The organism is Spirosoma gilvum (assembly GCF_054776815.1).
Genome location: NZ_BAAHBH010000008.1, coordinates 111617 through 137943, shown reverse-complemented (window position 1 = coordinate 137943; position 26327 = coordinate 111617). Strand labels below are relative to the sequence as shown.

Annotated in this window: 13 protein-coding genes; 3 read left to right on the top strand and 10 right to left on the bottom strand. The window is 49.8% G+C overall.

Translation table 11 applies throughout. The annotated features are described in order from the left end of the window. Nucleotides 1–227: 227 nt before the first annotated feature. The gene (gene fabG, locus ACYVFD_RS21080; protein ID WP_461092478.1) at nucleotides 228–965 is read right to left on the bottom strand and encodes a 3-oxoacyl-ACP reductase FabG; all 738 of its coding nucleotides are present in this window, start codon (nucleotides 963–965) and stop codon (nucleotides 228–230) included. Nucleotides 966–1063: 98 nt separating this feature from the next. On the opposite strand from fabG, the gene ACYVFD_RS21075 reads away from it, so the two are divergent. Continuing rightward, the gene (locus ACYVFD_RS21075; protein ID WP_461092477.1) at nucleotides 1064–1507 is read left to right on the top strand and encodes a YybH family protein; all 444 of its coding nucleotides are present in this window, start codon (nucleotides 1064–1066) and stop codon (nucleotides 1505–1507) included. 49 nt (nucleotides 1508–1556) lie between these two features. Here the strand turns inward: ACYVFD_RS21075 and ACYVFD_RS21070 are convergent, their stop codons facing one another. Then, nucleotides 1557–2789, bottom strand: a complete 1233-nt coding sequence (locus ACYVFD_RS21070) for an acyltransferase family protein (protein WP_461092476.1) — start codon at nucleotides 2787–2789, stop codon at nucleotides 1557–1559. 127 nt (nucleotides 2790–2916) lie between these two features. Here ACYVFD_RS21070 and ACYVFD_RS21065 point away from each other — a divergent pair, with 127 nt between their 5' ends. Further along, nucleotides 2917–3324 carry a MaoC family dehydratase gene (locus ACYVFD_RS21065; RefSeq protein WP_461092475.1) on the top strand — a complete coding sequence of 136 codons (408 nt, stop codon included), beginning with the start codon at nucleotides 2917–2919 and terminating at the stop codon, nucleotides 3322–3324. 163 nt (nucleotides 3325–3487) lie between these two features. Here the strand turns inward: ACYVFD_RS21065 and ACYVFD_RS21060 are convergent, their stop codons facing one another. After that, nucleotides 3488–3670: a histone H1 gene (locus tag ACYVFD_RS21060; protein ID WP_461092474.1), complete on the bottom strand. Its 183-nt coding sequence runs from the start codon at nucleotides 3668–3670 to the stop codon at nucleotides 3488–3490. Nucleotides 3671–3813: 143 nt separating this feature from the next. Continuing rightward, a complete protein-coding gene (locus ACYVFD_RS21055) occupies nucleotides 3814–5118 on the bottom strand; it encodes an aminotransferase class I/II-fold pyridoxal phosphate-dependent enzyme (protein ID WP_461092473.1) in 1305 nt (434 codons plus the stop codon). A 236-nt stretch (nucleotides 5119–5354) separates the two neighbouring features. Here ACYVFD_RS21055 and accC point away from each other — a divergent pair, with 236 nt between their 5' ends. After that, nucleotides 5355–6845 (top strand): acetyl-CoA carboxylase biotin carboxylase subunit, encoded by a 1491-nt coding sequence (gene accC, locus ACYVFD_RS21050; RefSeq protein ID WP_461092472.1) that lies wholly within the window; start codon nucleotides 5355–5357, stop codon nucleotides 6843–6845. 53 nt (nucleotides 6846–6898) lie between these two features. On the opposite strand, the gene ACYVFD_RS21045 is transcribed toward accC, so the two are convergent. From ACYVFD_RS21045 to ACYVFD_RS21020, 6 genes are all read right to left on the bottom strand, one after another. Next, nucleotides 6899–7819, bottom strand: a complete 921-nt coding sequence (locus ACYVFD_RS21045; protein ID WP_461092471.1) for a DUF2167 domain-containing protein — start codon at nucleotides 7817–7819, stop codon at nucleotides 6899–6901. A 182-nt stretch (nucleotides 7820–8001) separates the two neighbouring features. Continuing rightward, nucleotides 8002–9081 (bottom strand): AAA family ATPase, encoded by a 1080-nt coding sequence (locus tag ACYVFD_RS21040; protein ID WP_461092717.1) that lies wholly within the window; start codon nucleotides 9079–9081, stop codon nucleotides 8002–8004. A 114-nt stretch (nucleotides 9082–9195) separates the two neighbouring features. After that, nucleotides 9196–10116, bottom strand: a complete 921-nt coding sequence (locus tag ACYVFD_RS21035) for a PorP/SprF family type IX secretion system membrane protein (RefSeq protein WP_461092470.1) — start codon at nucleotides 10114–10116, stop codon at nucleotides 9196–9198. Nucleotides 10117–10366: 250 nt separating this feature from the next. Then, complete coding sequence (locus ACYVFD_RS21030) at nucleotides 10367–12742, bottom strand: OmpA family protein (protein ID WP_461092469.1); 2376 nt, start codon at nucleotides 12740–12742, stop codon at nucleotides 10367–10369. Between the two features lie 403 nt (nucleotides 12743–13145). Further along, the gene (locus ACYVFD_RS21025) at nucleotides 13146–14123 is read right to left on the bottom strand and encodes a PorP/SprF family type IX secretion system membrane protein (RefSeq protein WP_461092468.1); all 978 of its coding nucleotides are present in this window, start codon (nucleotides 14121–14123) and stop codon (nucleotides 13146–13148) included. 5 nt (nucleotides 14124–14128) lie between these two features. Further along, nucleotides 14129–25768: an SdrD B-like domain-containing protein gene (locus ACYVFD_RS21020; RefSeq protein WP_461092716.1), complete on the bottom strand. Its 11640-nt coding sequence runs from the start codon at nucleotides 25766–25768 to the stop codon at nucleotides 14129–14131. Nucleotides 25769–26327: the final 559 nt, after the last annotated feature.

Below are 26327 nucleotides of genomic sequence, written 5' to 3'. Positions count from 1 at the left end.
AGCTTGTCAGGAAAAGAAAATAAACAGGACAAGAATGAACACAACGATAAATATGTAGTACCAGCCGTCAGAAAAAATATATGGCTTGTACTCCTGATAAAAATCCAGAATTTTTTTCCACATGATCAAGTTACGGTCAATAAGGCTACAAAGATAGTCTGTTTGTTTCATGTTAAACTACCCAGCGGCATTGGAACCTGAAACTTGAAACATTGAGCCTGAAACCGTTAAATCGCCTGTCCGCCATTAACGGCCAGTACATGCCCATTGACAAACGACGCTTCGTCGGATGCCAGGAAAAGGTAGGAGTAGGCGATGTCCTCGGGTTTGCCGATTCGCCGGACGGGAATGGACGCTACGGCATGATTCCGAACGTCGTCGGGCATGGCATCGGTCATAGCGGTCTGGATGAAACCGGGTGCTACCGCATTGGCCGTAACCCCTTTTGGTCCGAGTTCTTTGGCCCACGACCGCACCATGCCAATAATACCAGCTTTAGCCGCTGCGTAATTCGTCTGCCCAAATGCACCATGTACGCCATTGATCGACGACGTGCAGATGATCCGGCCATATTTCTGCTCAACCATATAGGGTGCCACGATTTTGGTGCAATTAAACACGCCCGTCAGGTTTACATCAATGACCTGCTGCCATTCCGTAAACGACATTTTTAGCAGTGTTTTGTCGCGCGTGATGCCTGCATTGTTAATCAGAATATCAATCCGGCCGTACTCTTCAAACACCTCACGGGCCGCCGATTCGATAGCGGTCACCTCGGTTGTGCTAACGTGCTTAAACTCGCAGCGGAATCCCTGCGAACGCAATGTCTGCGCGGTGGTTTCGCCCTCGTCCAGTACATCCCAAATGATGACGGTGGCTCCTTCCTGACAAAAAACTTCGGCCGCTTTCTGGCCAATGCCTCGGGCAGCACCCGTAATAATGGCAACTTTATTCAGTAATCGCATAACTTCAGGTTCAGAAATAGAGTACTACTATGGTGCAACGAATAACGCTAAACTATCGCTTACTTGCCAATCCCTTTATGAATTAACTTGCCACTATAATGAGACTACCCGCTACCCTCTTCTTTCTTAGCTTACTTTTCGTACCCGCCGTATATGCCCAGTCTATTGGAACTGCCTCCGACCGCCGGGCCATTCTCCAGATTCTGAAGCGCCAGACCGACGACTGGAATGCGGGCCGTGTGGATAAGTTTATGACAGCCTATTGGACTTCCGATTCACTCACCTTCGTCGGAAAAGCCGGCATTACCTACGGCTATCAGGCCACGCTCGAAAACTATAAAAAGCGCTACCCCGACCGGGCCGCTATGGGTAAGCTCCGATTCGATGTCTTAAATATGGACTTCCCAAGTCCGAATGTCGCTTATGTAATAGGTCGGTTTCACCTCACACGCCCTAAAATGGGTGATGCCGACGGCTATTTTACCCTGCTTTGGCGTAAGATCAAACGACGCTGGGTCATCGTCAGCGATCACACGAGTTAAGTGAAAGAGTGAAAGAATGAATGAGTGTTTGGCGTATCTTTCCGCTCTTTCACTCTTTCATTCTTTCACTCATTAAAAGAGTTGGCTCTTTATCTGAAAGTCGTTCGCGGAGTTCCGTGACGGGCTTTTCGAAGAATTTGTAGAGGAGCGTAGACAGGATAATGACCAGCACCCAAAACAGGCCAACTTTCGCCCAGCCCATTGCCAGCGATGTGGTTGGTATTCGCTCGATAATAGTCAGCATAATGGGCGTCAGATTCAGCAGATACATCGAGTAGGAAATCAGGCTGATGTGGGTAATGGCCCGGCTGATACCAGCCTTTGCCCAGATGCCCGTTGCCGTCCGCCAGCCATCCATGTAGGGCACAATGAGGGCCATGCTCAACCCCATTAGAGGGAAGTATAAGGTACGTTTAAAAAACGTGTATCCGAGGTGAATACCGGCCTTATAATAATACCCAATTACCAGTATCGATGCCGAGAAGGAAACCAGAGCAGAAATCAGGACGCCGATTAGTAACAACCGTCGACGGAGTGCTGTATTTGTCCATTGACTCGGGAAATAGTTTTTCGCATAAGCAGCCAGTACGCCATACGAAATCGCATCCAGCCGAGTCATAACCATACCCCGATATTGTAACTCACCTTCTGAAAGCGGAATCTGGAGGGCCGTAATGAACCGATAGAGATTGGTACCTACGATAATGATCAGGATCGTCAGCAGGACAATCCGTTGGCGCGACCATCGGGCTGCAAACAGGGTATGCATACCCCACAACACCAATGGTAGGGAGATATACGACCACTCTTCGATGGCTAAGCTCCAGGTTTCGGGGAAGAAATCTGGAACAGGATTCGCGAAATTCTGCAAAAAAAGATAGTACTTAAGCAGAAGTCCTTTGGCTGGTAAAGTATGGTGCAGGCCACTTCGCCAGGCACGTAGGAGGGCAAAAACAATCAGCCCCGTTAGTACAAGGTAGTAGTTGGGCAAGGTACGAAACCAGCGTCGCGTCCAGAAATTCAGCAAAACCTGCCCGTTAAAATCACCTTTCTTTTCGTATGATCGGATCAGAATACCTCCGATCAGGAAACCACTCAGAACAAAAAATAACTCAACACCATCGGGTAAGAGATGGTGTATAAATAGCCCATTATAATATTCTTTCAGTGCAATGGTAGCATGGGCATCGACCACAATAAGAATAGCCAGTGCCCGCATTACATCCAGTCCAAACACGCGCTTTGCCGTTGTCGTATCGGACGAAACCAGTTTTGTAAGCATAAGTATCCGCGAAGGTAAGACGCAATGAATAATGTATAATGCAAAATGACTAATGATTCGTGCTTCTATACGATCTTTGCCCCACCGTCATTCTCCATTTTACATTATTCATCATTCATTTCCGTCTATGGAATTTGGCCTCAATGCTGTTCATCGCTATGCGTTTCGGTTCTCGCAAGCCGATGTAGTTGATTTTGCCCGGGTTACGGGCGATAATAACCCCTTGCACCTCGACGCTGATTTCGCAGCGCAAACCCCTTTCAAACGCCCAATTATTCACGGCATGCTCGGAGCAAGCATATTCACAAAAGTTCTGGGTACGGAATTTCCAGGGTACGGATCGGTTTATTTAGGGCAAACGTTGGAATTCTTACGACCCATGTTTGTCGACACCGACTACGAAGCTACGTTCACGGTACAATCGATTGACCCAGTCAAACATACGGCACAGATCCTGGGCGAGCTTAAAGATAAACAGACGGGCAAGGTAACCACGCGCGGAGTAGCTACACTCATGCACCGGGAGAAAATTTAAGTTATAAGGTTGTAGGGTTATAAAGTTGTATGGTTAGCTGACACCTGTAAAACTATACAACTTTATAACCCTACAACCTTATAACTCATAAATAAAAACTCCCCTGTCAGACCGGAGCCTGACAGGGGAGTTTTTATTGTGGCCGACTGACCGGGTGCTTGCGCTACTTTGTGGCTGTGTTCTTGGTGTTTTGAACTTCAGACCGAATGTTCTGCGCCAGCGTCTTTAGATCTTGCATTCCTTTCCGAACGCGGGTACCGGCAGCCTGGTTATTCTTCTCGTAAAACTTTTCAAAATCACTTTCGAGCGACATAACCAAATTCTTTACTTCATCGAAGCGTGCCATAGCGATACGTATGGGTTTAAGTGTGAAAAATGCCCAAATTCCGCTAAAAACGCGGTTTTGGTCGGAAATTTAAGCATTCTATCATACAGCGCAATAGCTAAGCCAAAAAAATGACCAAAAAATCCAATTTTTGACAAAAAACCCTATTCTGTAGCCGCTTCGGCCGATACTTGCAGTGTTTTTTGAGCAATTTCAGCCGCCCCCTGCTTGTAGTAACCAACTTTGAGTCGTTCGAATACAAGTGAAAATGCGTTCAATGTATACTCCACATCGTCAAGCGAATGCGCGGCTGTTGGAATGATACGCAACATGATCGTTCCCTTAGGTACCACGGGATAGACCACAATTGAACAGAACACGCCCATATTCTCCCGCAAATCCTTCGTAAGGGTTGCCACTTCAGGTACGCCACCCTCCAGATTATGCAGGAACACGGGGGTAACAGGCGATTGTGTATCGCCAATATCGAAGCCTCGTTCACGTAAACCATTTTGCAGCGTACGAACGTTTTCCCAGAGTTTATCCCGGAATTCTGAGGAGTTACGAATCAGCTCCAGGCGCTTCATTCCCCCAACCACGTATGGCATCGGAAGTGCCTTCGCGTAGGTCTGCGACCGCATATTGTACTTCAGGTACATGATGATGTCGTGATCGGCAGCGATAAAGGCACCAATAGCCGCCATCGACTTAGCGAACGTTGAAAAGTACAAATCGATACCATCCTGGCAACCGAGCATTTCACCAACACCGGCACCGGTTTTTCCCATGGTACCAAAGCCGTGTGCATCGTCGACCAGCAGTTTAAACTCATACTTTTCCTTAAGGGCAACAATCTTATCCAGGCTACCTACTTTACCCGACATGCCGAATACACCTTCGGTAATCACCAGAATACCGCCACCCTTTTCGGCAGCCTTTTTGGTAGCCCGCTGCAGGTTTTTATCCAGGCTGTCGATGTCGTTGTGGTTGAACTTGTAGTACTCGCCCATCTTCGCTTTATGCAGCCGGATTCCGTCAATCAGACAGGCATGACATTCGGCGTCATAGACAATGACATCCCGGTGATCAACGACGGCTTCGATTGCCGACATAACCCCCTGGTAGCCATAGTTCAGCAGGAACGCATCTTCTTTACCGACAAACTGAGCCAGTTGCTGCTCAAACTGCTCGTGGAGGTCGCTGTTACCCGACATCATACGAGCGCCCATTGGATAAGCCAGACCCCACTGCTTCGACGCTTCGGCATCAACTTTCCGAATTTCAGGGTGATTGGCTAAACCGAGGTAATTGTTCAGGCTCCAGTTCAACACCTCTTTCCCTCGGAAACGCATGTGTGGTCCAAGTTCTCCTTCCAGTTTGGGGAATGCGAAATAGTGGTGGCCATTAAAATCCCGTGCCGGTGAACCGATAGGTCCTAAGTTGTTACGCAGTTTCTCAAATAAATCCACTTTTTATTGGTGTTTATCAGGCTAAAGCCTCGTTTTTTTATACGGTAAGTGCAAAAATACGGTTATCTTTCGGTAGCGCAAACGGAAGTCGTAAAATTCAATTCGACAATCGTTTTGTATTATTGGCACAAAATGGTCAGGAATGGTCAAGTGTGGTCAGGAATAGTAACGCATAATTACCCTTCACAACGCTTGACCATTCCTGACTACCCCTGACAACCAATGACCATTACCCAATGACCATAAAAAAAATACTTGTTGCCAATCGGGGTGAAATTGCCCTGCGCATTATGCGTACTGCCCGCGAAATGGGCATCCAGACCGTCGCTATTTATTCCGAAGCTGATCGTAACTCCCTGCATGTGCGCTATGCCGACGAAGCGGTTTGCGTTGGGCCTCCTCCTTCCAGCGAGTCATACCTCCGCGCCGATGTGATCATCGACGTTTGTAAAAAATTACAGGTTGATGCCATTCACCCAGGATACGGCTTTTTGTCCGAAAATGCCAGTTTTGCCCGGCAGGTGCGGGAGGCAGGATTGATCTTTATTGGCCCGTCGCCCGAAAGTATTGAAGTCATGGGTAGTAAGCTGGCGGCCAAAGCAGCCGTGGCTGACTATAATATTCCAATGGTACCCGGTACTCCTTCGGCTATAACTGATCGTGCAGAAGCCAAGGCTATCTCGGCCCAAATTGGTTACCCAATCCTGATAAAAGCGAGTGCAGGTGGCGGTGGAAAAGGGATGCGGGTTGTGGAGCAGGAAGCCGATTTCGACGAGCAGATGGATCGGGCCGTTAGTGAAGCGCAGTCGGCTTTTGGCGATGGCTCGGTGTTTATTGAAAAGTACGTCACCTCACCCCGGCACGTCGAGATTCAGGTTCTGGGTGATCAGCACGGCAACATTATTCACCTGTTTGAACGCGAATGTTCGGTGCAGCGCCGACACCAGAAAGTGGTGGAAGAGGCCCCATCGGCTATTCTGACGCCCGAAATCCGGGAGGCTATGGGTCGGGCAGCGGTAGATGTGGCCAGAGCCTGTGGGTATTATGGAGCCGGAACCGTCGAATTCATCGTCAACGACAATCTGGACTTTTACTTTCTGGAAATGAACACCCGGCTTCAGGTCGAGCACCCAGTAACGGAGCTGATTACCGGCGTAGACCTCGTAAAGCAAATGATTTACATTGCCGAAGGGAAACCGCTAACGATCAAACAGGACGATTTACAGATTAAAGGACATGCCGTTGAAGTACGCGTATATGCCGAAGATCCAGCCAACAACTTCCTGCCCGACGTTGGCACGCTCGACACCTACGTGCGTCCACAGGGCAATGGCGTACGCGTAGACGATGGCTTTGAGCAGGGTATGGCGATCCCGATCTATTACGACCCGATGATTGCTAAGCTCATTACGTATGGAGACTCGCGCGAGGAAGCCATTCAGAAAATGATCCGGGCCATCGATGAGTACGAAATTTCGGGCGTACAAACCACCCTGCCGTTCTGCCGTTTCGTCATGGAACACGAAGCATTCCGTTCCGGCCAGTTCGACACAGGATTCGTGAGTCGTTATTTCACTCCTGATAAGCTCACCCCTAAGCTCGACGCTCAAGAGCGTGAACTCGCGGCCGTACTAAGCGCCTGGCTACTGGAAACGGCCAAACCCAAACAGAACGGAGCCGCAGTTTCTACTGTGAAACAGAGTAAGTGGAAGGCGAATCGGCTTTGACATAGCCTGCCTAAAACGAACAGCGAAACCTGAGTCAGGCTCCGCTGTTCGTTTTAGGATGCATCCCCAACAGGCTCAGACCCATCATCAACAGGTTCTTCGGCTGCTTTTTTACCAAATAGGAATCGACGGATGGCGGAGAACCCACCTGCTACTGCCACCAGTAATATTTTCCAGAATTTTAAAAGCAACGCAAAGAAACCCACTTTAGCAAGTACTTTACCTGCCACCAAACCACCAATACCTACTGCTGCCACAACGTCCAGCTTGGGATCAAAATCGGTGTACTTATTGCCGGGTTCAAACGTAACGCTACCTATAACACCTGGAATCTGCTGTTTAACGATTGGCAATTCATCCATGCCCGCAATAGCATTTAAACTCATCACTCCTTTCCGTCCTAAAATTCGTACGTCGTAATTCAATGTGTTCACTTTTGCCGTATCGCCAAACTTGATTTCCTTAGCCCAATGCAGCACTTTGTGCACTTTGTCGTAATAGGGAGCAGATGCCCAGCCAACTAAAGCAATGGATTCATACCCATTCTTTATACGCTCTTTGCTGGCCTCTTCAGTTCCTTCCTTCATTTCATCCAGCAGATCGGCATAATCGATATCATCGGCATCTTCGTCTTTTACGTAGCCCATTTCATCATACGTCACATTAAATGCCCATGATTTATCAGCGACCGGCCCGCCTTCGGCTGGGAATAACATACCTTGTGTTGATGCGGCTACATCGGACGGATTCCCCCAAATATCGACCAGCACTCGTCGGCTTTGTGCTGCATCCAGAAACTTAAAGCCTTTAGGTACGGTAAGTTTAGCCATACCCTTGTTTAGCGAAACGATGCCTGTTTGATACGAAAAGGTTCGATTGATGGAATCAATAACGGCCTGTTTAGGATTTGTTTGCGCAAACAGCAGTACTGGAACTGCCCATAAGCAACTCAGTAAGCGTACAAATTTTACCATGGAAAGGAGAGGTTTGGAACGTAAAAAATAATAGCATGAACAATGGCTAATATTAAACTCCCCAATCAATCAATGCAAGTTTTTTGATTATTTGGTATACAAAAAAATTACCTGATCAACTGGACTGCTTTAGTTACCAGATTAATCAGGCAGTTTTTTAAGGTCAGAGCTAATCTTCTAAGCTAGAATCCCATCCGAACCTCCTGCCGTTCGCCCGAAACAGTTTGTTCGTCGAGGTTGAAAATATCGGCTAAGGTCATGGGTTGGCTAGTGCGGTAGTCCATGCTCAGGTGTTCGAGGAGTCGGTTTGCTTTGGTAGGGGCTAGTTTACCAAACGCATAATCAACCATCAGACGACCTTTTCGAAGAAGGGCTTTATCCAGCAGGTGTTTACTGGCATTGAAGGTGGCAATGACCTGAATGTGCATACAATCGGCGAGGAGACCGTCGGTAAGGTTCAGGATGTTCGAGACGCTGTTGGTGTCGCCACCGGCTTCGCGGGCCTGTAAAATCCGCTCGGCATCTTCAATGATCAGCACCGAATCCTTATTGTCGAGTAAAAACGGAATGATCTCGGGCGAAGTCAGGTAGTTGGTCATGTAAGGTGGCAGAATCAGCATATCCTTCTTGACCAGCGAACTGAGGTATTTGATATAGGTCGTTTTGCCCGTGCCTGGCTCGCCATGAAGCAGAATCAGCCCTTTGCTCTTGGGTTGTCCCAACAGGGTTACCAACCGCTCGTGAACGGCCGGAAAATCGTCGTTGTAATGGAGATCCAGATCAATTTCAGGCGGCAAAATTTCTACCCGTTCGGTATGCAATCCGCCCAGGCCGCTTTGAATGAGGTAGATGTGGGTCTGATTGTCTTCATGAACGTATTTATGATCCTGAAAGCCATCCAGTAAGGTCCTCGCCTGAACTTCGTCGCGGAAATAGCCATATAGCCGAAAGAATCGGTCACCAACGAACTCGGCCTTTAGTATCAGCCCATCGTCATGCTGATAAATTCGCTCGATCACGTGCCATCCCTGGTCGGTCACGCGCGTCGAATGGTTGATTAACACAAAGCCACGGCTATCGAGCAGTTGCTGAGCCGAGGGCTTAAAATCATCATTGAAATGAAGGTAATTCGGATAACTCCCAAACGCCTGAACGAAATGAGGAGCCAACGGAAACTCCCGATCAAGATCGCTGGGTATATACAAATTCTGAATAGTGGATTGATTAGGCATACGACTGTTGGCCGACAGATAGCGCAACATATCGCCCCTGGAAATCTCTTCGTTGGCTTTCAAGCGGTCGTTTCGTTACGTTTCTAAGGTACTAATATACTAACTATTTTGATTGTCTCAGTCATCCCTACTCAGGTCAATTGATCAATAGGTTATCGACAGTACGTTTGGTGCGAATCGGAGCATAATCTCATGCACACTCTTCTGATCGTACTGCATGGCATTAGGACTTTCGGGGGTTTGCGAATTGAAAATATACCCGATCCGAATGGATTTGCTTAACTGATATTCGGCGATGGCCTGCACATAATTGGTCGAAATATAACCCGGACTATTTTGTCGATACGATAATCCAAATCCAAATTGTTCCTGAAACCAGGCCCGCATATTGATGTCGAATCCTAAAGGTCGGTCCGCAATTTTCGAAATCAAGACGGATGGAATCAGGACGGCGGTCTCACTCACCTCGAACGGAGCACCCACCTGAAACATGATCGGCTGAACCCCTTTAAACGAATATCGACCTGTAATATCTTTTATCTGTCCAGACAGTTCAGGAGCCGAAATACCCGCAAAAAAGCGATCAGAGCGGTAATAAATCCCAACGCCCAGACTGCTGACCGCCCGATTAATGCTGGTAGCACTGGTCACATCGTAGAGAGGCACTACACTCACTCCTCCCTGAACACCAATCGACAGTTTGGCCAATGCTGGCAGATTAAATCGATAGGCTATACTGCCGTAAACGCCAGTTGCTGTAAACAATCCCATCCGATCATTGAGCGCCTGAAAGCCCAGGCCTAACTTACCGTGTGCAATGGCTCCATCGGCCGAAACGCTCTGCGTAACGGGAGCATACCGAACACTGATCCATTTACGCCGAAGAAAGGCTGTCAGGTGAAACGATTCGCGGCTTCCGGCATAGGCGGGATTGATACTCAGCGGATTCAGGAGGTATTGTGAATACAGCACTTCCTTCTGGGCATATGCCTGCTGAATGCTAAGCAACATGGCAAGAATAGCCCCTAATAAAAATGATGATGCGGTCGGTAAACTAATACGCATAGAGCTGTCAAAATAGCAAGCCAAGTTGCAAGCTTTTACCTGAAAAACCTACTTAAAATTAGCGCATACGGACACAGAAAATCGGCGCAGAGTTTCTCAGAGTAATTCTTTTCTCTGTGAATCTCCGTGCCGACTCCATATTTCTATGTGATCCAAACTGCTCGCCGAACGGTGGCACGGCTGATACAATCGCCTGACAATCAACTATATCATCAGCCGTACCACCGTTTAAAATGTACTCTCCTATTATCTAAAACTTCAAAATCTTGATCTCGGTCCGACGGTTTTGCTGATGCTCCTCTTCAGGGCAGTTTACACCATCTTTGCACTTATTCAGCAATTTGCTTTCACCGTACCCTTTGGCAATCATCCGTTTAGCACCGATACCTTTCGACTTCAGGTAAGCGACAGCTGCTCGGGCCCGATTGCTCGATAGCGTAGCGTTGTACTTGGCCGATGCCCGGCTATCGGTATGCGACCGCATTTCGATGTTCATGGTTGGGTATTTTTTCATCAACTCCACAACCTTATCTAACTCCACAGCAGCGTCGGGCCGGATGATTGATTTGTTGAGGTCGTAGTAGATATTGTCGATCTTGATCACATCGCCTTTCTTAAACATGGTCAAATCTGTCGATCCGACACCTTCTTTAGTGACCCGGCTACCCGTTGTGCCCATGTTGTCTTTCATGGCTTCGATCGAATAATCGCAGCCTGGTTTTACAGCAAATTCATAGCTACCATCCGCTCCGGTCGTCGTTTCCTGGGAGGTGCCATCGCATCCGTTCAGCAAAACTACTTTTACCCCTTCGATTGGTTTTTTATCGGTTTGGGTCGTGATCCGTCCGCGCAAGGTGGTCATACCTACCGTCGATTTTTCTTCTACTTTCGGCTTTGCAAGCGGGATTTCTAACCGAGAGGGTTGATCGTCGGACATATCTTTGGTTGAAAAGCCAACGCGATTTTCCAAGTATCCATCACGGCTGGCCAGAAATTTAAAGTCGCTATCGACAGTCAGGCAAACCCGCACCAGTCCTTCAGCATCTGTTTTCAGCTGCTTCTGACCATCGCTGGCTGGGTTATCCATAGCGATGGATGTGTTGGCCAGCGGCTCCTTTGTTTCGGCATCAATAATGCTGACCGTCAGCTCGCGACAGGGATAAAGAGCCCCTTCGCGAGTGAACCGATACAGGTCGTCATCGGCCCCGCCATTCTTGCGATTGCTGCTAAAAAATCCGGTCATTCGGTCGCCATCCGTAACAATACCGAAATCGTCTTTGGGCGAATTGAGTGGTTCTCCCAGATTACGCGATAACATGCCTTGCAGCCCATCGGGAGTTAGCTGGGCGTAAAACATATCCAGATCCCCTAAACCGGGACGCCCGTCAGACGAAAAATACAGGTTTCCTTTCTCATCGACGAAGGGGAAAAGTTCATTGCCCTTTGTGTTCACTTCCTTACCCAGATTGGCAGGCTCGCTCCACTTCCCATTTACCCATTTCGACACATAAATGTCAGTACCGCCAAAACCACCTGGCCGGTCGGATGCGAAGTAAAGCAGTTGATCATCCTTCGACAGCGAGGGGTGCCCTGTTGAATATTCATCGTTGTTGAAAGGCAGTTCTTCGGCCTTGCTCCATACACCACTCGTTTGTGTAGCCGTATAGAGCTTTAATTTATTCACCCCGTCGCTGCTTTTCCGGTATTTACCATCGTTGTAGTTATTCCGGGTAAAAATCACGCGGGAGCCATCTTTTGTAAAGGTTGCAGGCCCTTCATGGTATTTTGTATTCAGTGTGCGGCTAAACTGATCCGACTCGCTGATAGGCTGATCTTCGTAACCTAAGCTGATGTTCGTTCCACCGTAAAAACCAACAGTACGCGAATCATTGGCGGTTGGCGCTGTATAATCGTCACTACCAAGCGGCCGAATCAACTGTGTCCGTAACCGTTTAGTAGCGACCGAACTCCCTCCCAGACTTGCTGCTTTCGAGGTGCGGATCGATTTCAAATCGGGCATGTAGTATAGGTCCAGAAAAGGCGTATTGTTCCATTTGAAAACACGCTTGATCCCGCTGCCATTGCCGGTTGACACAAATACCAGGCCATCTTTATACAGCATAGGGCTGAACTCGGCATTACGCGTATTTGTCTTCAGGAATTCAACCTTATAGCTTCCAGCATTGCGGGTTAACGCGCTTACGTCATGATACAGTTTTGAAAAAGATGGACCGCGTTTATCGCTGGTTTGTAATGTGCCGTACTTCGTATAGGCTTCCTGCGCTTCGCGATATTTACCATTACTGGCGAGCGTTTGCGCGTAGAATAAATAGCATTTTGTGTAATCGCTCGGAAGCGTTCCTTCGCTCATCAGCTCCCGGTATACCCGCTCTGCATTCGGCATATCGCGCGTTTGCTGATAGCTGTATCCCAATTTAGCTCTGGCATCCCGTCGTTCGGCCTCAGGAAGCGTGGTCGGATTCTTAAGTGCCTGTTCATACAGTTCAATAGCTTTAGTATAGGCTAATTGATCGAACTGACGATCGGCCTGTTTTACTAACGACTGCGCCTGAACGGGCCCGACCAGCGTCCAGATGAGTACGACAATAGGGAGAATATGTTTCATAAACTACGAAAGTTGATAAACAGCAGCACTATAAGTAAAAAGCATACCCCTCCCGAAAATCAGGAGAATATACCTTTCAGTAAGCAAAATCTACGCCGAAAATCAATGAGCGAAAGACAGAAAGAGTGAAAGAGCGAAAATCCTTTCGAGGGGCATTTTTAACCGTAAGGCTGTTCAAACTTTTCCTTATCAACCAAAAGCCATACATTTTTGTCATTTCGACCGGAGAGAGAAACCTCAAGCTTGACCAGTAAGGAACTTTGAGATTTCTCCCTCCGGTCGAAATGACAAAACACACTCCTATTTAGCTTATTTTATAAGTTCAAACGAGTTCTGTATAATAAAAAAGAGCGAAAACCCACTGGTAGTTTTCGCTCTTTCACTCTTTCGGTCTTTCGCTCTTTTAGAAATATCTCGGCGTTAGAATCCGGTTCTTACCGAAGCCAAATTCGTATCGAATCATGATCTCGTGCGAACTGGGCGCTACACTTTGTAAGCCATTCATGGTCCGGTCATAAGCATATCCAAACCGGAATTGATCTGTCAACTGGACTTCCAGCATACCGACTATGGCATCCGTTGTGTACGTTGACCAGGTCGAAAACTGGTTCCGGCGAATCGATGCACCAATGGCAATTCGGTCGGCAAACCAGAAGTTGATATTGCCATCAAATCCAAGCGGAGCCCCTTCGGCATACTTCACCAGCATGGAAGGCTTCATCTTGACAACCGGGCTGATACCGACCACAAAACCAGCAGCCAGATAGGCATGACGAGCCTGCACCGACCGATAATCGCCGACGTTGTATTCACTCAGCCGGTTCTTGATCAGGCGTGGCACCGACAGGCCCAGGTAAGCCCGGTCGTTGCTCAGGTAAATACCCGTTCCGAAGTTGGGCAGAATCTTGGAGATATTGCTGGCAAAAGCCGGGTCAATCTGGTTATCGGGCGATGTTCTCACATCCGTCAGATTGGCCTGGTAGCTCGACGCACCGGCCTGCAACCCTAATGCCAGCGTGCTTTTTCGCCCTACTTTAATCCGAAAGGCATAGGATGCAAAAGCGCCCGCTTCCTGAATCACCCCAGCCTTATCACCGTAGAGCTGAAGCCCTACCCCTACCCGTTCCTGGTTCAGTGGCATATCGGCGGTGAAGGTAGCGGTTTGCGGAGCCCCTTCAACACCCGTCCACTGATTGCGATACAATGCCGACATGCTCAGTACGTCCCGGCTACCAGCATACGCCGGATTTAGGGCCATCATGTTGAACATGTACTGCGAGAACATCTTGTCCTGCTGAGCCCGCACGGGGCGGCTGCTGATGCCCAGCATCAGCAGCACGAGTCCCGCGGCCCAAAGTTTAGTTGCAAACTGGTTTGCCATCCGAATTAGCGGTTAATAGTCATGTATCGAACAAACTTGCGGCCATCGCTCAGATTAATCACGTAGTAATACGTTCCGTCAGGTAAACCGTTGGAATCGGCCGAATTGATCAGGATACCCGTGTTCGGTTTACCATCCCAATCGTTTTTGTAATCTTCGTTTTTGTAGACCAGATTACCCCAACGGTTGTAGACTTCCAGACTAACCGTAAGTCCATTGACTCCCCGGATGACGAACTGATCGTTGATACCATCGCCGTTTGGTGAGAAGCCTTGTGGGATGAAAATCTCCTGATACGTCGGCAGTATAGTCAGCGGAGTAGCTTCGCGCTCGTTCGGATCGGTCGGATCACCGTTGCCGTTGAGATCAGGATTCAGGCCACTCGTCGATATGTCGCTGACCGTTCCTGTTTTCGACTGCGCTTGTGCGTAAGCCGAGTTGAGGAATGTCGTTGTCGACCCATCGGAGATGACGTTGATCACCACACGAATCGTATCTACTTTACCAACTGTTAGGCTGCTGGTGCTATCACCCAGAACGATCACCGGATCAGAAACCCCGTTGTAGTTCGGGTTCAGCTTCAGAGCACTACCGGTTGAGGTAATGATCGGCGCATTCACCAGGGTAAAGATCGAACCCGTCTGGCTGTTGAATACTTTCGACAGCGTGTCGGAGATCATTACGTGGGTCAACGGATCTGGACCGTAGGCTTTCACCACCAATTGATAGGTCACATTGTAGCTACCATCCGACTGACGAACCGTATCGGCAACCGACATGGCCAGACCAATGTGCGAGTCGGTAGCCCGACCGTTGAGCGCAATTGGTGTTGGCTGGCTGTTGTTCCGTGGATCCAGGTCATTGTCTGGGTCATTGTTCGTACCGGCCGTTGATGCATCTGAAACTACTTCATCAGCTGGCGTTTTAGCCGAAGCAGCAGCTGTATTGTAGAAGGTCAGCGAATCAGGGTTAACACCCGACACATCAACCCGAACCGTGAAGGTCAGCGTTGCTTTGGCACCTACTGCCAGCGTACTTGCCGTATCAACCAACATATTGGTGATCAATCCCTGACCGGTGTACAACGTATCAACAGTTACTGTACCGGTGCTGGTGATCTTAATGCGGTTGCTTACGATCAGTGCTCCTTTGCCGAATGCCTGAGATAGGTTATCCTCCACCTGTACGTTCTTCAGCGGTTCTGTACCCATGTTGGTCAGCGTGATCGTGTATGGAATGTCATACACACCGTTCTGAACCAACGTTGGTGTACCCACCGATTTAGCAACCCCAAGTAAGCCTTTCGGCAGATCGAAGCGGACTGTCGTCAGGGCAGAGCCTGTTGGCGCTGGGTCAAATCCGTTGTTGGAGATATCCATAACCGTCTGCGACGCGTCTGGTGTTGTACCGGTTACAGTAGCACTGGAGTAGAACGGTCCGCTGTTGCCATTGGTTTTCACGTTCACTACAAAGACTACGGTATCCTGTACACCGGCGGCCAGTGTGCTGGCGTTCGTCAGAATATCCGGCTGTGTACTGCCATCGAAGCTGGTGTTGGCTACCAATGTGCTGCCTGCGGCAACGACTGGAGCGCTCACTACACTGTACGACGCTGGCGAGAGGAACACCTTGTTCAGGCTATCGACGAGACTCAGTCCTTTCAGTTGAACATCACCGAAGTTCTTAATCGTTGCCTTATAGGTCACGTTGTACGAACTATCGGCTAGCTGTTCGACCTTAACAACGGCCAGTGCCAGACCGATGCTTGGCCCTTGTGGCTGGCTAGCTCCCAGGGTAAAGCTGGTAACTACTGTGTTGTTGGTTGGATCACCGTCGTTATCCGGATCGGCAACACCACCATCAGTCGACATATCCGACACGGCCGTCACGCTATTGATAGCGGAAGCACCAGCCAGGTTGTAGAACGCTTTGGTTGTATCGCCACTCGCACGAGTTACCGTAATATTCAGTACCATCATCTGCGACTTACCAGGCAAGAGGTAGCTTGTCGTATCCAGCAGATTCGTGTTGCTGCCACTTCCGGTGAAGGCAGGGTTAACCTTCAGGGTTGAATTCGCATCAGATAGCGTTACGCCAGCCGATACGGAGTTCGGACGGAAGGCGTAGGCCAGATCGTCGTTCACCTGAACATGGCGCAGGGTATCGTCACCAAAGTTGGTCACTACGAATCGGTAGGCCACCTTGATGAGCGAATCGCCAAGAGCCTGGGGCGTCCCCAGTACAGCTTTCGCCAGACCGATTACACTGCCCTTGTGAGCCGATGTATCTTTCACCGTCACACTCGACGTGTTATTCGCCAGGTTATTGTCTTTGTTGTCGAGATAAACGATCTCGGCAGTGTTGACAACTTCCTGGTTTTTCACCGTCAGGCGACCGTTGAAGACAATCTGTTCGGATGCACCAGCCTTCAGGCTATCGATGTGTTTCAGGATTACACCGTTCGACACCGTATAGCTATCTGTGTGTACACTACCATTCGCAATGGTATAACTGCCACCTGGAGTTGGTACGAAATCCAGTCCTTTTGGCAATACGTCACGAACGTCGATATTCTTCGCAGTGTGCGGCCCTGCGTTGCTCACCGTAATGGTGTAGGTAACAGGGGCGCCGTTTTGAACGAATGCCGTGCTGGCCAGTTTCGTAATGCTTACGTCGGTATTGATTGTATCGGCAGCACAGTTGAAGACCTTCACAGTCACTTTCGAAGGCTTGCTGACGCAACCCAATGCAGTCCGCTCTACTACCCAGTAGGTTCCTTCACATACTGAATCTGGGCGAATCACAATATTCGATGTGTTGCATTCGCAGATGCGATACGTATAGGTGCTTCCGGCTGTGGTTGTCGACAGAGCTTTTGTCAGATCCACAATCTTCGAGGGACACTCGTTGCGCAGGTTATGCACCAACGGTGGCAGTACAGGCTCAGCTACATTCACGTTCACTGGATCGGAACTGACCGAGCTGCAACCAGAACCATCTACCAGTTGGACACTGTAGCTTCCGCTGTGTTTTACCACAATGGTCTGCGATGTAGCACCGGTGTTCCACTTGTAGCCTGCAAAACCGGCTGGTGCTTTCAGCGTCACTGAGTCACCATAGCATAAGTTCTGAGCCCCGACGACCGTTACCACCGGCGTTGTCTTGATACCGTCGATAGTCAGGTCCATCGCATCGGTTGCCACTGGGCAGGCCGCATTATTGGTGCTCACCGATAGGGTCAGAGTAACCTTACCAGCCTGCACATCAGCGGCACTAGCCGTATAGATGGCATTCAACGCATATGGATTATCGAATGTACCCGTACCACTGGTGGTCCAGTGGGCGGTTTTACCCGCACCACCCATAACACCACTCAGTTGGTAAGTTTTTGCTGCACATACACTTGCATCGAGACCAGCATTGGCGGTAGCCGGGTTCTGGCTGTCACAAGGTGTAGGCTCAACACAGGCAGTAATCTGTACATGGATCGCCACCGGTAGGCTGACACAACCATTGGTCGTTTTCTCTACCACGTAGTAGGTACCCGTGCCAACGTGCGCTGGATCGGCTACTTTACTGCTCAACGTTGCATCCGTGTAGTATTCAAACACACCACCGGTTGTTGTTGGGCTACTGGTAACACCTTTCGACAGGTCGGCCGTAGTTATTGGACAGGTGTTGGTCAGATCACTCACAGTTGGTACCGGCACTTTCGGCAGCACCGTTACACTAACTGTATTCGACGGATCGCTCTTACAGTAGGTCGAGTTGCAGCACTGCGCCGAGAAGGTTGCCGAACTAGCTGGCGAGACAACGAGCGTGTTGCCTACCTGATTGTTCGACCAGGTCACGTAGCTGTCTGGCGAGCAGCCCTGAGCCACCAGCGTTACTGAGGCACCGAAGCAAGCCGTTGCGCTGCTGCCACCACCTAGAATTGAGATGGTTGGTGCATTTGGCTTACCTACCTGGATCGTCGTAGCAGCCGACCACTCACCTTCACAGGTACCCACTTTACACTTGACGCGGAATGTTGCGTCCTGAGTTGGGGTAACGGTCAGGATCGAGCCTGTCGTTTGTTGAGCGTCGGACCAGATATAGGTACCTCCCGAACAACCGGTTGCGGTCAGCGAGATGGTTTCACCCACACAGATCGCCGACTTGTCGCTCACGATAATCGGGATTGGTGGTGTACCTAAGCTGATGTGTACCGATGCCGAAGGCGTACTGGCACAATGGTCGATCTCACAGATAGCTGTCAGCCAGCGTTCGGTGTAAACCGACGTCTCGTAGATAGTCCCTTCTTTACCATCCGACCATTTCACTGTACCACCTTCGCATCCTGTTGCCGTTATCGAAACCGGTCCGCCCACGCATACGGTGAGTGACGTAGCCGATAAGGTTGGTGCGTCGATGACACATACTTTCATAGCCGCTCCAGTAGCATCCAGACTGGCGCACTTACCACCAATCAGTTGTTGTACATCGGCTATCGTCGAGAGATTTGCTTTCACCTGCGACAGATCGAGGTAGCTGGCATCACCCGAGTTTGCGTTGTATACCAACGTGTGGATGGTGTAATGAGCGTTTGCAGCCGGTACCGTAAACTGTGGCGTTGCTCCGGTTTGCTGTACTACCCCATCTTTAGCCAGCAGGTAAACTACTGAGTATCCAGTCGGTTGTACCAGACCACCGTTTAGCGTAGCCGCTACAGTAGCTGTTGTACTGGTGCTGGCACAGATTTTCTCGTTTACAGGCACTAAAGTACCAGCCTTAGCGACACAGCCACTTGGATTAATAATGACTGGGTTAGATGGATCACTGAGGCATGAGCGGTACTGACACTGTGCGTAGTACGTCTGCGTGCCATTCGGCATCACCACGATCGATGCACCCTTGTTATTACCGTTCACATCGTTGGCCGACCAGATCACCGTACCGGCACAACCTGAAGCGGTCAGCGTTACCGAACCACCTGGCGTTACGCCCGTTGCCGAAGCGACAATTGTTGGTGCAGCTACAGGGATCACCGTAATCTTATACGGCTCTGTCGTTGTGCTCTGGCAAACACCCTCCTGGCAGTACACGGTATAGCCGGTCGTTACCGTTGGCGATACGATGATGCTGGTGGTAGTTTCGCCCGTGCTCCAGTGTGGTGTACCCTGGCAGTTCTTCACAGACAGTTTCACCTCTTCACCTGGGCAGATCGTATCCGCACTACACAGACAACGAACAATTGTTGGTGTCGGTGTTGGCGTTACCTGCACATTGATTACGTTCGACTTGCTCGAGCCACAGGCGGTTCCGCTGGTGGGCACACACAAGGCATAGAACTCGTGGTTCGACGGAGTAGCGGTTACTGATACCACAGCGCCCGTCTGACCATCCGACCATTTCACCGTACCTACACAACCCGTAGCCGTCAGCGATACCAGGCCACCACTACAGATAGCTGTTGTCGAAGCCACAACCGTTGGTGCTGGTGCTGGCGACGTATTGACCGAAATCCGAACCGAGTTCGATGCTCCGCTTTCGCAAGCGCCAATCTTACAGGTAGCGTAGTATTGCTTGGTTTCGGTCGGGTAGATCGTGATAACCGATCCCGTTTTATCCACACCGTGCCAAACAACCGTACCGGTGCAACCTGTAGCTGTCAGCGAAACAGGTTCGCCACTACAGATGCTTGTGCTGCTGAGCTTCACAATCGGAGCCTGCGGGTTCACAACCACCAGATCGACCGTGTTAGATGGATTGCTCAGGCAAGTGCGGTATTTACATTGCGCATAGTAGCTGATGTTGGCTGATGGATGAACAGTGATGCTGTTGCCAGTCTCTCCATTCGACCACATAACCGTACCATTGCAATCGGCTGCTGTCAACGTAACCGCTCCACCTGCACAAACCGTATCCGCGCTGGCCGTGATTGTTGGGATCACTGGAGCCACCACCTTAATGGTATACACTGGCGACGATTTGCTGGTGCATGTACCGTTCTGACAATATACCCAGTACGAGTTGCTACCCAGTGTTGGTGTTACCACGATACTCGACGTAGTAGCTGTTGTGCTATTCCAGTGCGGTGTACCGATGCAGTTTTCAACCGTCAGCGTTACTGTTTCACCTGGGCATACAACCGATGTGCTGCACACGATCGTTGGTTGAGCCAGGTCGGTGTTTACATTGATGGTGATCACAGCAGGGTTGCTGAGGCAGTTAGCCTGACGGCATTGCGCCGTATAGGTCGTTTTGCTGTATGGCGTCACCACAATCGAGTTGCCCGTTTGTGCTTTATCCGACCATTCGATGATGCCACCCTGGCAACCCGATGCCGTCAGCGTTACCGATGTACCTGGGCAGACATTATCCGCACTGGCTACGATCGTTGGGGTTTGAGGCTCAACCACGGTTACAGTGATTGGTTCAGAAGCCCGGCTTACGCACTGGCCAACTACGCAGCTAGCCGTGTAAGTCGTTGTGACCAATGGGGCCGCGAAGATCGTGGTACCTGTACTGCCGTTCGACCACTTGACAGTTCCGTTTTCGCAACCTTTTGCGCTTAACGTTGTCGTATTGCCTTTACAGATTTCTGTAATCGCACAAATCAGCGTTGGTGGTGCCACATTGCAATCGATAACTGGCGTTACGGTTCTCGATGTGTCATTCAGCGTATGATTTGAATCGTTGTTCGAACCACTGATGATGGCTGTATTTTTCAATGAACCACCAGCATTGATTGTCGCTTCGATCAACAGTACCCGGCTCGAACCTGACGTCAGCGCACCAATTGTCCAGATACCCGTTGCTGGGTTATACTGATTAACTGGCGTCGAACTTACGTAGGTCAGCGTGGCCGGTAATATATCGGTCACTTTGACATCCGTACCCGTAATTGGTCCATTATTAGAAGCTGTAATCGAGTAGGTTATTTTCTGGCCTACCGAGAATGGGCCTGCCGAAACAACATCCTTCAGCACTGCCAGATCAGCCAGGCATTGACCTACTGTGATCGTCAGTGAGGTGCGGGTGCTGCTTACACAGCCCTCCGAGCTAACTGCTTCGGCATAGTAAACAACGGCTCCAGCGTGTGCAGGTGTTACCATCAGCTTACCACCGCTTACAGTCGTTCCGATCAGCGTTCCATTCTGATCATACCAGTTGATTTTGCCGTTTGGTGCAAAACCTACCAGTTTGGTGCTACTACCCTGACAAACCAGCGTGTCGTCGCAGGCTACACCCAGCGGAGCATCGGGACGTTTGTTGATTTTCACCAGTACCGAGTATGTCGCCGGTGCACACACGCCCTGACCATCTGGGTCATTTGTGGTAACAGTGAGTAGAACAGTACCTGCTGCGACATCTGCCGTTGATGGCGTGTAAGTCGTTGTCAGACTACCTGGAGCACTGAATGTACCAGCAGTTGCTGTAGCCGTCGACCAGGTTACACTCGTTGCCGAGCCACCCAGGATTGCTTTCAGCGAAATCAGATCACCTTCACAAACAGACGCAACTGCTACCGCCGTTACACTAGCCGGATTCTGACAGCTACAGTCAACAATCTCTACATTGAGCACCGTTGGGCTGCTGTAACAGTTGTTAAACTTAGCAAACAGATAGTATTTACCAGCTCCAACTGCTGTCAGGTTCGTTACTCTGCTAGCGATTGACCGATCAATGCTGGTATACCATTCGTAGGTTACACCTGTTGACGGATTTTCGATATGAGTTTGCGTCAGATCAACCGTTGTTTGCGGACAGGTATTTTTCATGATACCCAGGCAAATTGGCGTCTGCACAGTCGTAACCTCTACGACCACCGGCTTACGAGCACTCACGCAACCATCTGCCGTGAATGCCTCCGCATAATATATAGTGGTGGTAGTTGGGTTCACCGTCAACGAAGCTCCATTCGATGTTGTTGCGAAGGCAACTCCGTCATAAGGTGTCAAATACCAGCGAATCTGAGAGGCTGTCACCGACGACGTTGCCGTCAAGGTAGCGACATCACCATTACACATCGCTATATCGTTCGATACGACCAGACTGAAGTTAACTGGGCAGGTGTGGTATCCAGCATCCAGATTCGGATTAAACTCGCCTGGTGCCAGCGTCACAGACTGCGTACGGCCCGTAATCGCATCTGCATCACTATCGGTCGCATCATTGCCGCCCTGATGAGCAGTCGTTGCGGTATAACCCGATGGAGCGGTGAAACCAACCGAGTAACTAGTGCTGCTACCCGGAGTCAAGCCGGTGAAGCTATAGAAGCCGCTGGCATTGGTCACCGTCGTAGCTGATGCCACGCCGTTGGTATAGAGGACAACGGTTACACCGGCAATGCCCGTTTCGCCACCATCCTGGACTCCGTTATGATTGGTATCGTTCCAGACGAAGTCGCCCAGACCAGCACTTGGAATGTAGAAACCAGCATCCAAAGTCGAATTGAACTCACCCGGTGCCAGCGTCACTGACTCAGTCTTACCGGTAATCAGATCGGCGTTGGAGTCTACGGTCCGGTCAGTGCCACTGTAGGGTACTGAAGCGGTGTAACCCGATGGGGCCGTGAAGCCTACCACATAAGAGGTGCTGCTACCCGGAGTCAAGCCCGTGAAGCTGTAGAAACCACTCGCATTGGTTACCGTTGTTGCCGAAGCCACTCCATTGGTGTACAGAACGACAGTCACACCGGCAATACCGGGTTCGCCACCATCCTGAATGCCATTATGGTTGATGTCATTCCAGACAAAGTCACCCAGACCAGCACTTGGGATATAATAGCCCGCATCCAATGTTGGATTGAATTCACCCGGTGCCAGGGTGACCGACTCGGTCTTACCAGTGATCAGGTCAGCATTCGAATCGATGGTTCGGTCGGTACCACTGTACGGTGTGGTAGCGGTGTAACCCGATGGAGATGTGAAGCCCACCACATAAGAGGTACTGCTACCGGGAGTCAGTCCAGTGAAGGAGTAGAAACCGGTGGCATTGGTTACTGTGGTTGCCGAAGCCACTCCATTAATATAGAGGACAGCCGTTACCCCAGCAATGCCTGGCTCACCCAAATCCTGGATACCATCCTTGTCGAGGTCAAGCCAGACAAAGTCGCCCAGACCGGCACTTGGGATATAGAACCCAGCGTCCAGATTTAGATTATTTTCACCAGGAGCCAATGTCACTGAGCGGGTTTTACCCGTAATCAGGTCAGCATCGCTATCCTTGGCATCGTTACCGCCCTGTTGAGCCAGGGTTGCCGTGTAGCCCGCTGGTGCGGTGAAGCCTACCGAGTAGCTCAGGCTGCTACCAGGTGTTAAACCGGTGAAGGAGTAGAAGCCGCTCGCATTGGTTACTGTGGTTGCCGAGGCTACTCCATTAATATAGAGGACAGCCGTTACCCCAGCAATACCGGGCTCACCCGAATCCTGAATGCCATCTTTATTAATGTCATTCCACACAAAGTCACCTAAACTTGCCAAAACGACGGGCTGCTCAGGCACCTGATAGCCTGCATCCAGAGTTGGATTGAACTCGCCCGGTGCTAAGGTTACAGATGCTGTTAAACCCGTAATTGGATCGGCATCGCTGTCTAGTGATCGATCTCCACCACTCAGCGGAGTCGTTGCTGTATACCCCGATGGAGTTGTGAAACCGACGGAATAGCTCAGGCTGCTGCCGGGAGTTAAACCGGTGAAGCTATAGAAGCCGCTGGCATTGGTCACCGTCGTTGCTGATGCCACGCCGTTGATATAGAGAACCACACTTACTCCCTGAATACCCGGTTCAATGTCATCCTGGATACCATCCTTATCCAAATCAACCCAGACGAAGTCGCCCAGACCGGCACTTGGAATGTAGAAACCAGCATCCAAAGTCGGATTGAACTCACCCGGTGCCAGCGTCACTGACTCAGTCTTGCCAGTGATCAGATCGGCGTTGGAGTCTACGGTCCGGTCAGTGCCACTGTAGGGTACTGAAGCGGTGTAACCTGATGGAGCCGTGAAGCCTACCACATAAGAAGTACTACTACCCGGAGTCAAGCCCGTGAAGCTGTAGAAGCCACTGGCATTGGTCACTGTAGTCGCCGAAGCCACCCCGTTGGTGTAAAGGACAACTGTTACACCCTGAATTGGAGGCTCGCCACCATCCTGAATACCATTATGGTTGATGTCATTCCAGACAAAGTCACCCAGACCAGCACTTGGGATATAATAGCCCGCATCCAATGTTGGATTGAACTCACCCGGTGCCAGAGTGACCGACTCGGTCTTACCGGTGATCAGGTCAGCATTCGAATCGATGGTTCGGTCGGTACCACTGTATGGTGTGGTAGCGGTGTAACCCGATGGAGATGTGAAGCCCACCACATAAGAGGTGCTGCTACCGGGAGTCAGTCCAGTGAAGGAGTAGAAACCGGTGGCATTGGTTACTGTGGTTGCCGAAGCCACTCCATTAATATAGAGGACAGCCGTTACCCCAGCAATGCCGGGCTCACCCGAATCCTGAATGCCATCTTTATTAATGTCATTCCACACAAAGTCACCCAGGCTAGCACTTGGGAGGTAAAAGCCTGCATCTACCGTTGGATTATTGCGAGCGGTACTTGACTCAGGCTGACTGGTATCAATCGTATAAACTCCCGTAAAACCATTGGCTCCGGCATCGCTGTCCAGATCATCAGTAACACCTGCTACATTAGCCGATGTGGATTGATAACCTGTAGGAGCAATGAATCGTACGATATAACCTCCGTCAGTTAGACTATCAAACAAATATTTACCACCACCAGCGGTAATGGTTGAATCTAGTTTGAATGCTCCTGTCTTATCATATAAATAAACTCGTACGCCATCAATACCTGTTTCAGTATTGTCTTGCTTACCGTCCTTATTGACATCAGCCCATACATAATCGCCCAGACTTCCGTAAGGTCCCTGGATGACTTGTATATCACAACAGTTTGCCGAAGGGCATCCTTTTCTATACGTTACAAAACGGTATATCCCTGGACTCTTGATCGTCAGTGATGAATCACTGTTGACCACAGCCAGAGATGCTGATACTGTAGATGCGCTAATGGGTACATTGTCCCGGTACCAGACAATCTGATCATAGCCCGACGGTATAGTTACCGTATATTCGTCGCCAACGTACCATAATATAGGTACCGAAAAACAGACGGCATCATAATCGTCCTCAACCAAACTCTGGTTATTCGGAACTGAGTTCGCATCAGTTTGATCAGCCGCCGTTACTTCTGCGGTATTAAACCAAACCCCACGATCCAGTACTGTAGCTTTTAACACCAAAACCGCCGAATCGCCGGAGGCAATTGACGGAATCGACCATATCCCGGTCGTTGCTGTTACTGAACCAGTAGGGGTAAACGTTCCTGTACCGTGTGTAACACTGGCAGAACCCGGAATATAAGATACCCCGCCAACAGGCAGGTCATCTTTAACCGACACATTGGTTGCTGCTGCAAAGCCTGATGCGTTGGCTACTACAACCGTATAGGTAACCACATCCCCAATGGCTGGAGATTGGGTGCTAATCGATTTATGAAGGCTCAGATTGATTTGCTGAGTCTGAGCTCGGGCTGGTAAAGCCAAAAATGCAAGCAGCAGACATGTCAGTATCGATAATACTCCAGACATTGTTCCATGCTGAGTATAGTCAATAAGCGAAGAAAGCTTTTGATTATAGCTACTTCTTCGCCAGGGTATCCGTCTCACAATCTCCGAATCACCACCTTTAGCCGGTAAGGTCATCGTTTTATGAGGTGATCTGTTTAGTAAAAATTGCTCCATTGGTCGGCGTGCAAGGAAATTAAAAGCGTTTGTACTAGTGTGGACGAGGTAGCCAGGCGGTCCGGAACCGATAGGATTTGGCGGCTCCCGATCAACTTCTACCCACCCCTGCCGATTACCAGTTTTCCTGAATACAGAGTCTGATATGGTAGATGTAGTATGCATTCCAGATGCAGAAAGCACTGGCTGGAACAGAAGCTTAACCTGGCCATACAATTGCCAGATATACCGTAGCAATGTTCCAATAACGCCAGTTGTTTGGCGTGAGATGCCAACTGATTCCTGCTGCTTTTTTAGCGTTCTGCTGTCAATCGCAGGGTCAAGGCGTACTCTATATTCGTTGTGTAGCGTAGACATTTCTTCCATCTGCAACTTAATTTGGAATGATCTCAGCGAGCCCAGACGC